Source organism: Streptomyces sp. NPDC047981, from assembly GCF_040653315.1.
Taxonomy (GTDB): domain Bacteria; phylum Actinomycetota; class Actinomycetes; order Streptomycetales; family Streptomycetaceae; genus Streptomyces.
In genome coordinates this window covers 1-15771 of the sequence record NZ_JBEZNQ010000120.1, presented here as the reverse complement: position 1 = coordinate 15771, position 15771 = coordinate 1, and the positions used below count along the sequence as shown (strand labels likewise).

Sequence of the window (15771 nt, the reverse complement as noted above, 5' to 3'; positions counted from 1 at the left end):
GGGCGAGTAGACCTTCATCACCATAAAAGATGCCTCCTACCCGGCCCCTACCGGGACCGGGCTCAGAGGTGTCCACCACTCGGGGACAGGTCCCGGATGCACTTTTGTCGGAGGCTGGCAGGAGGCCGGCGGATACAGCCTCGGCGATTCGTTCACGCATCGCTTGGTTGAGAGCATTGTGCAGAGTAGTGACGTCCTGCTGGGAAGGCTCTTCCGCCTGGTCCTCAGCTGTGCGGCGTATCGCGACACGGAAGTCTGCGTTCTGGCAGAGTCCTGCAAATTCCACCCAGGCCTCGACCTGTTCGGGCGCGGGATCGTCGGGGAGCTCGGGCATGGCGGATCGCATCAGGGTCACGAACTCGGGGTTGGCGTGAAGACCTTTGAAGGCGTCGTCGATGAATCCGGATACCAGTCGGCGTCGTTCGGTCTGAGAGAGCGTGGCGAGTTGGTGCATGAGGTCTATCTCCTTGGCGGTGGGGCCGCGTCTGGCGACTGCGCGGAGTACTGCCCGGCGCAGGCGGAGAGTCTGAATCTGCACGTCCAAGGCGTTGGCGTGTGCTTCCGTGACTTCCGGTATGGATGCCTCCCGGTCCAACACCTTGCGCACGGTCGCCAGATCGAGCCCGAGATCACGCAGCGTGCGGGCCAGGTCCAGGCGCGCGAGTGCGTCGAGACCGTAAAGCCGGTAACCCGCCGGGCTCCGGTCGGTTGGCGGGACGATGCCTTTGTCGGAGTAGAACCGGATGGTCTTCACCGTCAGGCCGGTTCGCCGGGATAGTTCTCCGATGGAATAGAGCCTGTCGCTGTCCATGCCCCCAGCTTGATGTCTCCCCCCGCGGGAGACTCAACCGGGGCCAAGGCTTGGGGCGGCCACGGGCTCTGTGCAGGTGCCGGTGAGGCGGCCGGGTGGCTGGCTGGGGTCGACCGCGTCGGTCCAGGCAGGGAGCGTGGCGCCGAGGCGGCCGGTGAGGATCTCGCCGAAGTCGCGGACGTGGCCGGCGGTCGTGTCCGGTTCGGGACAGCAGGCCAGGACGTCCTCGAGGCCGACGCGGTCTTCCTCGCTCAAGGCTGCGGGGTGGCGGGTGAGCCAGCCGGTCACCTGCCGTACCGTCGGCGGCCGTGGCGGTGCGGCGGATGGGGCCTCGCGCAAGGTGGCGATGTGCGCTCGGACCATGCCGTAGGTGACAGGAGCGTGCTCGGAGACCAGCTCGCCGTGTAGCCGGGTGACGCTGGTGCATCCCTCGGCGAATCGTCGTTCCAGGTAGGGCTTGTAGGGGTCCAGCCTGCTGGGCCGGGGTTGGTTCTCGCGGATGGTGTCCTGTCAGCATCCGGCGTTCGCGTACAGGAGCGGTGTCGAGCCCACAGCCCAGGTGCCGGGCGATCGCCCAGCGTGAGTGGCCCTGGGCGAGCATCTCGTGGACCAGGGCGTGTGCAGCCTTCTTGCGCGCGTCTCGCCGGCCGACAGGCTCCGCGTCGTCCTGCGGCCGAAAGGGAGTTGGTTGGGTGTCCTGCGGCGGCGTGCCGCTGGGCTTTGGGTTGGGCAGGCAGTCGCGATGTGCGGCGACGCAGGTCTCTAGGGCCCGGCCGAGGCCCTGCCACAGATGTAACCGGTCAGCGACCTGCAGAGCATCGGGGGCACCGCGGCGGGCGCCCTCGGCGTAGGCGCCCGCCCGATCCCGGCAGATGATCTCCACGCCGGGGTGGCGGATCAGCCAGGCGGCCAGGGGTCCGCCCTCGCGGGTCGGGAGCACGTCGACCACGCGATGGTCTTCGACGCTGGTCAAGACCGTGGAGTAGGTCTGGCCGCGACGGATCGCGAAGTCGTCCACGCCCAGCACCCGTGGAGTACTGAATTGCGGATCGGGCAGTGCCGTGACCCTGCGAAACAAGGTCATCCGCCCTGCACCGAAGCCGAGCTGGGCCGCCAGCCGAGCGCCGGCCCGCCCCGCCAGGGCGCGCCCCACCCGTTCCAGGGAACGGTTGGGCCGCGTGGTGAACCGTGCGCGCGGGACAGTCAGCCGGGAGAACGGCTCGGCGAACGTCCGGCGCGGGCAGTCCGCCGTCCCGCAGATGAAACGCCTGACCTTCAGCCGGATCACGAAGCCCTGATCAGCGAGCGGAAGGTCCTTCAGCCTGCGCTGGTAACGGTCGTGGACTCGATCCGAGCAGAGGCCGCAGTCTGGACACGTCGCCGCGACCGCGCGACTTCTCGCCACTACCTCAACCGTGCCGAACGCGGCCGTAACCGCCTCGACCTCCACCTCATCGATCCCCTCGAACACCAGCGGGTCCCAGAACAGCGCGTCGGTCTGCATGACCCGCACCATCGCCGTCCACAGCAGCGAACGGAATGCACCTGAGGGAGCGTCACTTCCGGCCGTCAGGCGACAAGGTGCACGCCGTCTGGCACGAGTCAGGCCCTCGCAATCGAACAAGATCTGTGCCAGAACCCGGTTCTCGTGAACAAAGCCCGGGCCGGGCATGGGCTGACGGTCATGGTGGCTTGACCGCCTTCCAGGCTGGCTTGCCCGGAGGCTCACGGGGGGATTGCCCAGAGAGCGGGCAAGCGCCTGGCACATGGTCTTTCGGGTGTGGGGCGAGCTTTGGGCATGCTGGTCTGTGGAGTGTGTGCGGCACGAGTTCCGAGAGGGGACGTGCCGTGCATGATGTTTTGTACCCCGCCGCCGGTGTGGAGTCGACCGGCTGGATGCCGAGTGGGCCGCGCTGTACGTGGACCCCGGCTTCCGGCAGGCGTTGTCCGGCTGGGTGACCGATGGCCGCCTCGGCGATGGCCTGTCCGCCATGACCGATTCCTGGGCCGGCTGCCTGACGCCCGAACAGCTCCTCGCCGCGACGTCGTCCGTCCCTTCGGCACCGGCACGCACGGAAGGCTCCGCGTGTTCCTCGGCGAGGACGCCGAGTTCGTCCTCGCCGCGTTCGCCGCGTTCGCCGCGCTGAGCCGCCGCCCTGAAACGGAACGCCGCGCCCGGATCGCCGAGCTGGCCGGCCACACCCTGCGGTCGGCTTGGGGCACGGGATGAGCCCCGTCGTCACCGGCCGCCGCAAGGCCGACTTGGCAGGCTGCTTTGGAGACGCCGCCTTTCGAGAAGCCTGAGGCCGACCCGGACGCCGGATGGGTCGGCGGCTGGTCGACCGGTGCCCGGGCCAACTCGGCGGCCCTGCTGCGCTGGATGCTTTGGGGCCTGGTCGCCCTAGGCCCGCTGCTGGGCGCGCTCGCCTACCTCTCGGTACCCAATTCGCCCGTGACCGCGGCACCGAAGTCCGCCCCGTCCGTGCCGGTGGCGAGCGGTGGGCAGGGCGCGGCGGGCTTCGCGAGTCTCTTCATCGGCGCCTACCTGCCCGTCGGCAGTGGGGACGAGCCCAAGCTCGCCGTCCACTACCCGCCGGCCGGCAGCCTCCAGCTCGACGGAGGCTCCGGCCGGTGCCGGGGCGAGCAACTCACCCTGGTGCGGCTCCGGCAGATCGGCTCTACGGTCTGGTCCGTCACGGTCGCGGCCCGCGTCACCGGCGCGAGTCCGACGGCCTCGAAGTACTGCGAACCGGGAGATCGGTGACACGGACGTCCGTCTCTTCATCTGTGGGCTGCGGCAGGCGGACCGTGACCTACGCCCTGAGGGTTGGATGGGCGATGTGTGGGATGCCTTGGTGACCGCCTTCAAGACGACCGCCCGCACGGCCGTGAACGAGCTCTGGCCCTGAGTGGCGGGGCCGTTCGCCCGTTGTCGCTCCGCGACGGGCACGACTCCGATCGGGCGATATGTGGGTGGGGGTGCGGCGTGTCGTGGGTACCGCCGCGTCCGCAGAAACGATCGGGTTCTGATACGACGGGCGCGTTCCGATGCGACCGAAAGGTGCTCGCCCATGCCTCTCACCACCCTCGAGCCGCCAGAGCCGGCGTCCCCCGAGCGGCCGAAACCCCGCCGTCGGCGCGGACTTGGCGCGCTGCTGGCCGGCATCCTGATGGCTGTTGCCCTCCCCCTGGCCGCCGGGGCGCCGCAGGCCCAGGCCGCCGTGGTCATCGACGAGCACCCCCTGCCCACCCCCGAGGCCGCCACCCCGGTCGGTATCACCACCGGCCCGGACGGCAATCTGTGGTTCACCGAGGCGGTCGGCGACAAGATCGGCCGCATGAGCCCGGCTGGCACTCTCATCGCCGAGTACCCCCTGACCCAGTTCAGCAGTCCGCACGACATCGCCACCGGCCCGGACGGGAACCTCTGGTTCACCATGCAGGACTTCAACTCCCGGGTCGGGAAGATCGACATGAACGGCACGGTCACCGAGTACCCCCTCCCCGACCAGTTCGTCGAACCCACCGGCATCACCGCCGGCCCGGACGGGGCCATGTGGTTCACCGAGCAGAACGGCAACCGGATCGGCCGGATCACGACCTCCGGCGACCTCACCGAGTACCCCCTGCCCGCTGGTTCCGGCCAACCGTCCTACATTACCGCCGGGCCGGACGGGAACCTCTGGTTCACCGAGATCGGGGCGAACCTCATCGGCCGGATCACCCCGTCCGGAGTCGTCACCGAGTTCCCGGTCCCAGGCGGCGGCGGCCCGACCGGTATCACCGCCGGCCCGGACGGGAACGTCTGGTTCACCGTGTTCGGCGGCAGCCGGATCGGCCGGATCACGCCGTCCGGCGTGATCACCCAGTACGACCTGCCGTCGAATGGCCCCGATGCCTTTCCCCAGGACATCGTCGCGGGGCCGGACGACAGTCTGTGGTTCAGCGACATCAACGGCGGGAGGATCGGGCGGATCAGCACGTCCGGCGTCATCGCCGAGTTCCCTCTGCCCTCGAACGAGCGCGGCCCCGCGGGCATCACCAAGGGCCCGGACGGCGACATCTGGTTCGCTGAAACCTCCGGTTTCATCGGGCACCTTCACCTGAGCGACGCCGACCTGGCCGTCACGAAGTCCGACACGGGATTCGATCCCGTCGTGGTGGGGCAGGACGTGACGTACACGCTCACCGCGACGAACAACGGCCCCCAGACAGCCGAGGGGGTCGTGCTCCAGGACACCCTCCCGGCCGGACTGCAGTTCGTCTCGGCGTCCCCCGGGTGCACCGTGGTCGGCACCACCCCGGACGTCGTCACCTGTGACGTCGGCACCCTGACCGCCGGAGCGAGCGCTGCGCGGACCATCACCGTGACGGCCACGACCGAGGACATCGCCGTCGACACGGCGGGCGTCGCCGGCGCGGTCTTTGATCCGGCCCCGGCCAACGACACCGCGACGCAGACCACCACCGTCGACGCGGCCACATGCTTCGGCGAACAGCCCACCCTCACCGGCACCCCTGGTGACGACCAGATCAGCGGCACGTCCGGACGCGATGTCATCCTCGCCCGCAGCGGCAACGACACCATCAACAGCGTCGCCGGCGACGACCTCGTGTGCGGCGGCCATGGGGCGGACGTGATCACCGGCGGGCCCGGCAGCGACCGACTCGAGGGCGGCACGGGCGGCGACACCCTCCACGGCTCCCAGGGCGACGACACCCTGACCGGCGGCTCCGGAGACGACTCCCTCTTCGGGGAGGCCGGCAACGACAACCTCGACGGAGGCGCGGGCACGAACACCAACAACGGCGGCCCCGGCACCGACGTCTGCACCAACCCCGGCACGGGCCCCGGCTGCCCGTGACCTGATCCCGGCGGGGTGCTCCCGGGGCCGGGAGCACCCCGCCGCTGCCTCGGCCGTCGGTGAGTCACGGCGTCCGCAGGGCGAACCACAGCTCCATTCACGATGCGGCCCACTCTCCGGTGCGCCGGATGACGACGGACGCCACCGTGGTGCGCACCGCGATGGTGCGCCACCGCACCCGGTACGCCGCCCCCGGCGATGCCCGGCACTCGCGCGCCCGGCGCACCGCGCCGATGCTCTCCACCGGCGCGCCCGCCGTCGACCGGCTCCTTGTCCGGGTGCGGCACGGCAGCCGCGCGCCCCCTTGTCCAGCTTCGCCACACGCCTGGTCCAGGTCTGCTCCCACGACGTTTCCCTCTGACATCGGCCGTTTCGGCCGGCGATCAGGCCGCGGTCAAGGGGGTGTGAGAGAGGAGCCGCACGGCGGTGGCGCGTCCCGGTGCGGTGCGGCGATGCCGATGGAGCGCATCAGGGTGGTGCGGTGGCGACGGTGGACCGCACGACCGTGGTGCAGCGCGATGGCGCGCTGGTGCGGGTCCGATCCGCGCCGCACCGCCGCTGTCCTGGTGCCGCTCTACGCGAGGGTCGGACGCACGGGGTGCGAGCCCTCCGGTGTGGGGTGCCGGCCACTGCGTATCCGTCACAGCCGCCCGGCCGGCGGGCTGACAGACACCTCCACGGTGTGGAGGGGACACGGCTCGACCGGCACATCCGGGATCTGCCCACCGGTACTCCGTTCGCTACTCCGCGACGACTCCCGGCAGCCCGAGCCGGCACGAGCACGCGCGGCGACGCGTGACCGGTGATCGCGGGACAGCCGCAGGGCCGGCGTCGTCCGGCTGGGGGAATGTTGTGTCGCTCTTTGTGAGGCGAGAAACGGTTCCGCTCTTCCGCGCGTGGCGTGGTCACGGAAATGATCACGGGCCCCGGCCGTCGCCGGGATCCGACCCTCCGCCCCGAGGTGGCATCCCGTGGTTCTCGTCATCGTCGTCGCTCTGCTGGCCCTGCTCGCGGGACTGGCCGCCAACCGCTGGCTGCGGCCGAGACTCGTCCACGCCGACGACGACGAAGGCATGGCCGTCAAAGACCTCGTCGGTCCGCTGCTGACCATGACCGTCCTGCTGCTCTCCTTCGTCCTGGTCACCGCCAACGGCTCCTACGGCAAAGCCGAAGTCGCCTCACGTGGCGAGGCCCGCGCGCTGGACCAGCTCGTCGAGACCGCCGAATACGCCCCCGCTACCGAGCGGGCCCGCATCCAGGCCGGCGCCGTCTGCTACGCCCGTGCCGTCCGTGTCCAGGAGTGGTCTGCCATGGCCGACGGCAACGGCTCACCGGCCCCGAACGTCTGGTCGACCGGCTTTCGTGAGACCTTCGAGGACCTGGCCGGCCAGCCGGTCTTCGGGATGCTCGTCGCCGCAGACAACAAGCGCTCCGACGAACGTGAGGAACGCCTGACGCAGGCCACGTCCAGCATCCCGAGCACCATCTTCTGGTTCCTGCTCGCCACCCTTGTCATCACCGTCACCGCCATCGGGATCTGCCTGCCCAGGAGGAACAACAGGGGCCAGATCGTCACCCTCGTCGTGATCACCGCGCTGCTGACCACGGCCCTGGTCATCATCCGCGACGTCGACCGCCCCTTCGGCGGCATCATCGACATCGCACCGACCGCGATTGCGGAGACCGAGCGGCAGGCGCAGCGGGACTTCGCAGTCAACGGCCCCGCCGCCCATCTGCCGTGCGACGCCGAGGGAAACCGCGCTGCCTGACCCCGCAGAGCCGGGCCCGACACCCGTACGCGCGCGTCCTTCACGCCCGGCCGGCCCGATGTCGGGCCGGGCAGCGGACCGGCCCGCACCGCGTCACGAGTGCGGGCCGGTCTCCACCCTGCCCCGGGGCCTGGCGGTCGGGGGACGCCGCAGGCCCCGCTGAGCGGCCATGTCTCCCGCTCTCCTCCCGCCTGCCCGCGAACCCGACCGTCATGCCCGAGCCGCATGCGCACCTGGACGTCGCCCTCAAGGACACTCGCCCGACCTCCCCACCCGGCGCCCGGGGATCGGCCGGACCTGCCCAGCGCGCCTCCCCGCCCCGGGCAAGCCCGACCAGACCACCCCTGAGCCCCGCCGGCCTGCAGCGACAACGCCTGTGACCCAGCACGGGCCGCGGAGGCGAGGTCATGCAGCAGCGCCGTCGCCTCGGCGTCGGGTACCGGTCCTCGGCGCGGAACGCTCACAGGCCGCCGCCCGGCCGACCCCCACGACGGCAGAGCGGCGCCCAACTGGTCGAGCTGGTCCGGACGGTGGTCACCACCTGCCAGTCCACCTTCTCGCCGGGCAAGGCCTGGGCGTCTCCGCCCGTCCTGACCGCGCGGTCACGGGCAGTGGATCACCGCGCTGCCCGACGCCTTGTCGTGCATGCCACGGCAGTTCTGGCTGAGATTGATGGAGGAGACGTTGGCAACACACAGCACCGGGATGCCGGTCACCACGAGGTTCGTGAGGTGCCGGGCGACGGCCTGGCCGTAGCCGATGCGCTCGCCGGTCCCGAAGCGCACCACCTTGAGGCGCAGGGCCCGCTTGCCCGGAGTCGCGCCCCAGCGCGACACACTGAAAGGGGAGTAGAGCAGGAAGAAGGCGGTGAACCAGAGGGTGGCGGTGGTGCGCCAGATCACGCCGGCTTCGCCGTCGGCGACACCGGCGGCCGTGAGAATCCGGTCGAGGCCGACCAGCGGAACGAGGATGACCGCGACCGCGATGACCAGATCGATGGCAGTCGCGGCACAGCGCGGCAGGAGACCCGCCGGAGAACCGGGACGGGCATCCGGAGCGGCCTGAATCCGGCCGACGTTGCTGCCGGAGGCCATCGAGTTGAACAAGTCGATCTCACGCATCTGCGGAATCCTACATTCCGCCTGGACTCCCGGATCTGCGCCAGGAGGCCGCCCCCCCAGCGCCTCGGAAGCCGGCGGGAACCAGGACCGCCCCGGGGGGGGCAAGGTGCGGTTGCCCGTGTGGCGCTGCGCGCCCAGGCAGTTCCGGTAACGCCCATGATCGTTGCTGCGGCCAGGCCACTTCGGCGTCGTACCGACTCGCATCGAAGTGGAGCTCCGGCAGCCTGTAGGGCACGGAGGTGTTCGCCGCCCACGGCACCTCCCCATCCGACCACCGCACCGCTGCACGACCACAGTCAGGACGCCACAGCACCCACCGGCGCAGCCCCGTTCCCCCAGCTCCGGGCGGCGCGCCCCCCCCGGTCGCTTGGAGAGGGCTGGAGCGGCCCGCTGGCAGCGCATCAGCCGCCTACGGTCCGCCGCAGCCCACACCGACCGCCGGCGGCCTCGCCCGCCAGGGGATTCTCGACTGCGGTGGCGCCGACGCGGGGCTAGTGTGGCGGTTTTGCGGAGTGCGGGAGGGGTGCGGGGTGCTCGTCATGCCGGGGCGGCGGACGTCGACGATGGAGTTGCTGGCCGTGGAGGCAGCGGGGCGAGGGATGCCGGTCAGAGCGGCGGAAGGGCCCGGCCTGGCAGGCCCCGCGTACTGGTACGGCGGGCCGGTCGCGGGCGCGCGGCTGGCCGGCCGGCTCGGGTTTGCGCTGCTGGAGCCGGCAGACGGCTGGCTCACCGAGTTGCCGGAGGAGTTCACCGGCCGCCGCATCCGGGCGGGGACCGTCGTGGACGCATGGGCGATCGACCGGCCGACATTCGTCAAACCGCCCCGCGACAAGTCCTTCCCGGCCGACGTCTACACCGACGGCTCCCGCTTGCCCTCCGCCCTGGACTCGGCGACACCGGTGCTGCTGTCCGACGTGGTGACCTTCGCGGCCGAGTACCGGCTGTTCCTCCTGGACGGCCGGATCGCCGCGGCGAGTCGGTACGCGGTGTTCGGGCGCCTCGACCCCCGCCCGCTCGGCACGGACCGTGAGGACCGGGCCACCGCCACGCAGATCACCGAGTTCACCGACCGGCTTCTCGCCGCGGCAGGGCACACGCTGCCCAGCGCCGTCGTCGTGGACGTCGGACAACTCCTCGACCCATACCGCCCGGGCCACCGCTGGGCTGTGGTGGAAGCCAACATGGCGTGGTTCTCACACGCCTACGCGGCCGACCCCGCGCGGGTGCTGGACGTGATCCTGCGCGCGGCGGGGCCACGCGAGCACGTGCGGCCGCGGGACATGGCGTTCGAACGGGACTGATCCGAGTTCGTCGGCTCCTACGACGCGCTGCGAGGCCTCGCCGAGTCGAAGGGGTTCGGGGTCTACTCGTTCGTCTTGCCCATCGGTATCGACGCCGGGATCATCGCCATGTACGGCCTCGATCTGGCCCTGGTCTGGCGCCGAATGCCCAGGCCGCTCCTACCGCATCGCGCATCTGCTGACGCTGGCTACCATCGTCTTCAACGCCAACAGGGGCGACGAGCCGATCAGGGAAGACCCACTGGCGGCCGCCATGCACGGCGTGCTTCCGCTGCTGCTCGTCGCCGTCGTCGAGGCGGTACGGCACTTGATCATCCGGACCAACAAGCTGTCCCTCGGCGTCGAATCGGACCACGTCCCGCTGCACCGCTGGATCCTTTCCCCGTGGCGGACCTGGAGCCTGTACCGGCGGATGAAGCTGTGGGGCATCACCTCCTACGCCCGCATGGTCGCCATGGAACAGGAGCGCACCGTCTACCGGGCATGGCTCCAGCACCAGTATGGGCGCGCGTGGAAGAAGAAGGCCGGCGCGGCCGCGATGCTCCCCTTCACCATGGCCCCCTACGGACTCAGCGTGGACCAGGCGCTCTCCCTTCCCCAGGAGCAGAAGGAAGCCGAGGACGCGCGGCGCGCGGCTGAACTCCAGCGGATCGCGGATGCCGAGGAGCGCGAGGTGCAGCGCGGCCTGGACACCGAGGAGCGCGAGGCAGACGCCCGGGTACGGCGCATGGGGATCGCGGCGAAGGTGACGACGGCCGAGCACCAGATCGCCGCCGAGACCACGGCAGCCGAGGCGAACGCCCGCGCCGCGGAGGCGACCGCGACCGCCGACGCCGAGACCGCCGCACACGCCGCGAAGCTCGCGGCGGAGACCAACCGCCGTCAGGCGGAGCGCTCGGCCCAGGCCGTGGAGCGGGCCGCCGAGCGGGAGGAACAGGCCGAGAAGACGGCCGCCGAAGCCGAAGCCCTCGCCCGCACCGAAGCCGCCAACCGTCGCACGGCCGAGGACCGCGAGGCGACCGCCGCCGCCGTCGCCGAGGCTGAACGGCAGGAAGCCGCGGCCGTACGCAGCCGTGCGGAGGCCGAGCGCCTGGAGTCGGAACGCGCCGAGTCCGCGCTCCGCGCGGCGGAGGCCGAGCGGCACATCGCGCTCCTGGAGCAGACCGCTGCCCAGGCCCGCGCGGAGGCCGCGTGCCACGAGCTCGCCGCCCTGGAGGCGGAGGACACCGCCCGGCTCTCCCCCCGCGAACGCGTCGAGCGGAAGGTCGCCCGCATGATCCTGGCCGCCCACGCAGCTCTCCCCGCCGACCAACGGCCCGCCCAGCCGGACATGTACGTCGTGTCTCTTGAGGAGGTCGGCGAAGCTATCGGCGTCGCCCGAACCGCCGCCGGCGAACGCCGCCAGGCCGCCTACGACCTGATCCTGAGCGGCTACACCGGCTGACGCGAGTCGCATCGACCGCTGACGGGCGCCACCCCAATCGGATGCCGCCGCCGTTCAAGACGTGCCTCCATGACTTGTTCCCGCGTTCCATCTCAGTGCCAGAACAGGTTCATCGGTTCCACTCAACCTCCCTGGTGGCGGTCCAGGCGGGAGTAGGTGATCGCGAGGTTGTGGCGGGCACGAAGGGTGTCGGGGTGGTCGGGTCCGAGGAGGCGTTCGCAGTCGGCGAGGAGGGCCTCGTGGAGAGCGAGTGCATCTTGGTGGCGGCCCAGGTGGGAGTAGGTGATCGCGAGGTTGTGGCGGGTACGGAGGGTGTCGGGGTGGTCGTGTCCGAGGAGGCGTTCGCGGTCGGCGAGGACAGCCTCTTTGATGCGAAGTGCTTCTTGGTAGCGGCCCAGGCCGGAGTAGGTGACGGCCAGGTCGCCGCGAGCGGCGAGGGTATCCGGATGGTCTGAGCCCAAGTGCGCGTGCAGTCTGCTGGAGAGCTCTTCCAGCAGTTCGAGGGCTTGCTGGTGGAGCCCGACCCTACGCAACAGCCCAGCCAGGTGAAGCGGAAGCGGGTGAGCCCCGTCCGCTTGCCAGAGATGAGCTTCCCCGTGTGACACGACAGATTGTCCGTTGACGATGATCAGGGTGAGCGTGTTGTGGTCGTACTCACTGTCGGCGGGGATGATTTCGACCAGCGCGCCGGCGGCCGCTCGGGCGATGGCGCCCTTGATGTCAGTCGGTGTGGTGTCTCGTGTGGCTCGGGCGGTGAGTGCGTGGACGCCGATCGGTTGTTTGTCGTGATGCGTGATCAGACCGTAGTTGTGCAGGAGACGAAGCCCACGCCTGATCACCCGCCGATCCGGTGGAGGAAAGTCGCCCTCCGAGATCTCCGCCAAGGCATCACGCACGGGACCGGCATGGAACACCCCCTCGGGCTGCCCGTCAGGTGACAGGACCGAGGTCAACCGCAGAAGCCCCACCGCCAGGCGTCCGCCCTCATGCACGGCGCCTCCGTTGGCGTCGAGCCGGGTGACGGCGTCAAGGGAGAGCAGCAGAGCCGCGGCGATGTCACGGGGGCGGCCCCCAGGGCCGCCGTAGCCTTCAGCGCCGGCCGGCAGAACGTCGCGCAGGGAGAGTTTCCGGTCGCGTAGCTCGACCAGGTACTCCCCGGCGGTGATGTTCTCGTTGATGAGGTAGGCCGCCGCGTAGCCCAACGCCAGCGGCAGATGCCCAAGCTCCGTGACCAGCTGACCCTCGTTGCCGCTGAGAAGGCGAGAACGGCCCAACTCGGCGAGTCGCTCGTGGAGGTAGGCGATGGCCTCGTCGTGCTCGAAGACGTCGACATCGACGATCGTCCGCCCCTGCCCGGTTACGGTGGCGCCGCGCTGCCGGGTCGTGGCCAACGTCCACCCGACCCCCGGCCGGCCCGGCGGCCACCAAGCCGCCATCGCCTCGAAATCGGTGACATCGTCGAGCACGACCATCCAGGAGCGATCGGTGGTCCGCAGCCAATTCAGGAACGCCCGCGCATCGTCCTCAACGGCGCCGGGATCACCAGCGGCCCCGGGAGCGGCCACTGCCCGGGCTGCCTGCGCGTATTGCCCCAACGCCAACTGGACATCGCCGGCCGCGACCCACACCGTCAGATCCACGCGATCCTCGACGGCCTGCTGGAAGTACGCCCCCGCGAGCTGCGACTTGCCGACCCCGCCAATCCCGGACAGGACCTGCGCCAGAACCGTCTGGCCCTCACCCTCGGCCCGGCTTCGGTCGATCTTCGCCCTCAGTTCCTCGCGGGGCTGGAAGGCGCTCACCCTTGCCGGCGGCGCCCCCACGACCAACGGGAACTCGGGAGCCGGTGCAGGCGTGGTGATGGTGACGGACGCGCCGGGCCCGATGGCGCTGTACTCGGCGCGCCCGCTGAACGCGACCGACCCGCCGGAAGCACGTGCCGGACCCGCGACGACACCTGGCCCCGGGACGGTGGCGGCGCCCACTTCAGTCTGATGTCCAGGTGCCTTCGGCGTTGGAGCGGTGTGCTCAGGATCGGCTGGACCAGCCGACGAGAGAGCTGGCTCTACGTCAGGAGCCCGGCGGTTCCAAGGCCACCGGGGCGGGGGTGGGGTCATTCGGCGACGGCGTCCTTCCCGAAGGCGCTGCCGTCGTGCCGGCCGGTGACCGCGGTGCCCCCGTCCTCGGCGCGAGCCGGCCCCGCTGGTCCGGCCGGCCCTGACGGTGTGACGGTGGGGTGGGGCCCGGTGTGGCGGGCGCCGGGTCCGAACGCGGAACCGACCGATTCTCCGCTGACCGCCACCGAATCCGCCCCGACCGCGGTCGCGCCTCCGCCCTGGGCAGGCTTGAGGAGGAACCCGAGCGAGATCACCACTCCGACCAGCGCGGCACAAGCGCTGATGACGCTCGCGAGCTGGTCACCCAACGGCAGACCCCGCACGATCACCGTCACGACCAAGGCGACGAACGCGGCCCCGCACACACCCATCACCACCCAAGCGACAGCCTGGCTTCGACTCCCCGAACCCGCCATCAAGTTTCCCTCCCGTCATCCCGCGATCCGCCGAACAGTGGTACCCGGCGACCTGCTCAGGATCGGCAACACGCTGGAGAGGAAGCAACCGGTTCCACCGAATTCGTCCCATGCTGGCAAGATCAATCGAGCACGACGAACCCCACCTCGCTGCCGACCGCCCGGAGCGACACCTCCTCTCCAGCTCGAGGCGTGAGGCGCAGGCCTCCGCAGGCTCTGGCCGGCGCCGACCAGGTCGCGGAGGTCGTGGCGGAGGCGAGCCGCCGCCAGGCGGAGTGGCCGCTCGAGGCAGCGGAGCGGGCCGCTGAGGAAGCGGAACGCGCCGCCTATGTTTTCGGAGGCCGAGCGGCACGCCACGTTCATGGCCCAGGCCGCCGCCGCGGCCTGTGTGGAGGCCGCGCGTTACGAGCTCGTCGGCTTGGAGGCGGAGGACACGGTCGGCTCTCCCCCGTGGGCGGGTGGAGCGGAAGGTTGCCTGCATGATCCTCGCCGCGAACGCCGCTCGCCCGACCGACCAACGGCCAGCCCAGCCGGACACGTATGTCGTGCACCTCGAGGAGATCGGCGAGGCCATCGGTGTGGTGCCGCGCCGCCGCTGGCGAACGCCGCCAGGCCGCATACGGCCTGATCCTGAACGGCTACACCGGTTGACACGGGTGTCGGCGTACACATGAACGTGGCTCTGGCAAGAATTCCGTAGGCGGAGATCATCTCGGTGACACGGTCAGCCGCTCCGCGTAGCGGGCAGCCTGTGGTTGTGCTCTGTCGAACTGGCCAGTTTGCTGCCGCAGTTGGCCAATATCCTGGTTGTGTCGGTTGATGTCTCTGATGCCGCTGTGGCGATTCTCGCCCGTACGAGGTCTGGCGTTCCCGCAGGATGTACGGGGTGCGGTCGGCTCAGCGAGTGGTGCCACAGCCGCTATGTACGGCGCCTCGCCGACGTCACTCTCGGCGGCCGGCCTGTGCGTATCGACTTGTCCGTGCGCCGTCTGTACTGCGAGAACGCATCGTGCCCGAAGGTGACCTTCGCCGAGCAGGTGGCGGGGCTGACCGTGCGCTACCAGCGGCGCACACCGCAGTTGCAGCGTCTGGTGGAGGATGTCGGTGTGGTGCTGGCGGGCCGGGGCGGTGCCCGGATGCTGCGGATCTTGAACATCAGGCTCTCGCGGGGCACCGTTATATCCCAGCTGATGCGGGTTCCGCTTCCGTCGCTGGAGACGCCCCGGGTGCTGGGGGTGGACGACTTCGCGCTCTACGGCGACAGCTACGGCACCCTCCTGGTCGACGCCACCACCCGCCTCCCGCTCACGCTCTGGGAAGGGCGTGACGCTGACCAACTCAGCCGCTGGCTCCGCGAGCACCCCGGTGTCGAGGTCGCCTGCCGCGACGGCTCCCTCACCTACCGGCAGGGCATCACGGGCGGCGCGCCCGATGCGGTGCAGGTCAGCGACCGCTTCCACCTCTGGCAGGGCCTCTCCCGCCGCGTCCAGGACATCGCCTCCGCCCACCGCGGCTGCCTGCCGGCCGCCCTGCCCCCGGCCGGCGAGAGCGGTCCCGCACCGGCCGAGGAGACCGCCGTGAACACCGTGGAGGACACCCGGGCCGCACGGCACGCCCGCAGGCTGTTCGAGGCCGTTCAGGCCCTGACCCGCACCGGCCGGAGCCACAGCTCCGTGGCCCGCGAGCTCGGCCTGGACCGCCGCACGGTCGGCAAATACGCCCGGGCCCGCACCTGGCAGGAGGTGATGCGCCGCCCGCCCCGCAAGCCCTCCACCCTGGACCCCTACCTCGACTACCTGCAGCAACGCTGGGACGAGGGACAGCACAGCGCGAAGATCCTGCACGAGGAACTCCGGGCCAAGGGCTACCTCGGCCACTACCAGCGCGTGAAGATGGCCGTCGCACCCCTCCGGCGGGGCCTGCCCCT

The 15771-nt window shown here is 70.7% G+C and carries 11 protein-coding genes and 2 pseudogenes; 7 read left to right on the top strand and 6 right to left on the bottom strand.

Going from position 1 to position 15771, the window contains the following annotated elements; genetic code table 11:
* From AB0E14_RS37045 to AB0E14_RS37035, 3 genes and pseudogenes are all read right to left on the bottom strand, one after another.
* A partial coding sequence (locus AB0E14_RS37045; protein WP_362429024.1) for a MerR family transcriptional regulator occupies nucleotides 1–811 on the bottom strand: 811 nt, incomplete at its 3' end.
* A gap of 33 nt (nucleotides 812–844) precedes the next feature.
* The gene (locus AB0E14_RS37040; protein ID WP_362429030.1) at nucleotides 845–1066 is read right to left on the bottom strand and encodes a hypothetical protein; all 222 of its coding nucleotides are present in this window, start codon (nucleotides 1064–1066) and stop codon (nucleotides 845–847) included.
* Nucleotides 1067–1601: 535 nt separating this feature from the next.
* Nucleotides 1602–2315 (bottom strand): annotated as a pseudogene (locus AB0E14_RS37035) (ISL3 family transposase); the annotation flags it as partial.
* A gap of 582 nt (nucleotides 2316–2897) precedes the next feature.
* On the opposite strand from AB0E14_RS37035, the gene AB0E14_RS37030 reads away from it, so the two are divergent.
* The 4 genes from AB0E14_RS37030 (at nucleotide 2898) to AB0E14_RS37015 (ending at nucleotide 7445) form a co-directional block, all read left to right on the top strand.
* Nucleotides 2898–3041, top strand: a complete 144-nt coding sequence (locus AB0E14_RS37030; RefSeq protein ID WP_362429021.1) for a hypothetical protein — start codon at nucleotides 2898–2900, stop codon at nucleotides 3039–3041.
* A gap of 45 nt (nucleotides 3042–3086) precedes the next feature.
* On the top strand, nucleotides 3087–3575 hold the full coding sequence (locus AB0E14_RS37025; protein ID WP_362429018.1) for a hypothetical protein: 489 nt from the start codon (nucleotides 3087–3089) through the stop codon (nucleotides 3573–3575).
* A gap of 307 nt (nucleotides 3576–3882) precedes the next feature.
* A complete protein-coding gene (locus tag AB0E14_RS37020; protein WP_362429015.1) occupies nucleotides 3883–5676 on the top strand; it encodes an isopeptide-forming domain-containing fimbrial protein in 1794 nt (597 codons plus the stop codon).
* A gap of 971 nt (nucleotides 5677–6647) precedes the next feature.
* Complete coding sequence (locus tag AB0E14_RS37015) at nucleotides 6648–7445, top strand: hypothetical protein (RefSeq protein ID WP_362429012.1); 798 nt, start codon at nucleotides 6648–6650, stop codon at nucleotides 7443–7445.
* A 602-nt stretch (nucleotides 7446–8047) separates the two neighbouring features.
* Here the strand turns inward: AB0E14_RS37015 and AB0E14_RS37010 are convergent.
* Complete coding sequence (locus AB0E14_RS37010) at nucleotides 8048–8566, bottom strand: RDD family protein (protein ID WP_362429009.1); 519 nt, start codon at nucleotides 8564–8566, stop codon at nucleotides 8048–8050.
* A gap of 563 nt (nucleotides 8567–9129) precedes the next feature.
* Between AB0E14_RS37010 and AB0E14_RS37005 the strand changes: the two genes are divergently transcribed.
* Nucleotides 9130–9867 (top strand): ATP-grasp domain-containing protein, encoded by a 738-nt coding sequence (locus AB0E14_RS37005; RefSeq protein WP_362429027.1) that lies wholly within the window; start codon nucleotides 9130–9132, stop codon nucleotides 9865–9867.
* A 27-nt stretch (nucleotides 9868–9894) separates the two neighbouring features.
* Nucleotides 9895–11311, top strand: a pseudogene (locus tag AB0E14_RS37000) (DUF2637 domain-containing protein).
* 122 nt (nucleotides 11312–11433) lie between these two features.
* Here AB0E14_RS37000 and AB0E14_RS36995 read toward each other — a convergent pair.
* Together AB0E14_RS36995 and AB0E14_RS36990 are read right to left on the bottom strand one after the other, a co-directional pair.
* Nucleotides 11434–13296: a tetratricopeptide repeat protein gene (locus AB0E14_RS36995; RefSeq protein ID WP_362429006.1), complete on the bottom strand. Its 1863-nt coding sequence runs from the start codon at nucleotides 13294–13296 to the stop codon at nucleotides 11434–11436.
* A 128-nt stretch (nucleotides 13297–13424) separates the two neighbouring features.
* Nucleotides 13425–13763 carry a hypothetical protein gene (locus AB0E14_RS36990; protein WP_362429003.1) on the bottom strand — a complete coding sequence of 113 codons (339 nt, stop codon included), beginning with the start codon at nucleotides 13761–13763 and terminating at the stop codon, nucleotides 13425–13427.
* Between the two features lie 836 nt (nucleotides 13764–14599).
* Here AB0E14_RS36990 and AB0E14_RS36985 point away from each other — a divergent pair.
* Nucleotides 14600–15771 (top strand): ISL3 family transposase (locus AB0E14_RS36985; RefSeq protein ID WP_362429000.1); only part of this gene is annotated, 1172 nt, incomplete at its 3' end.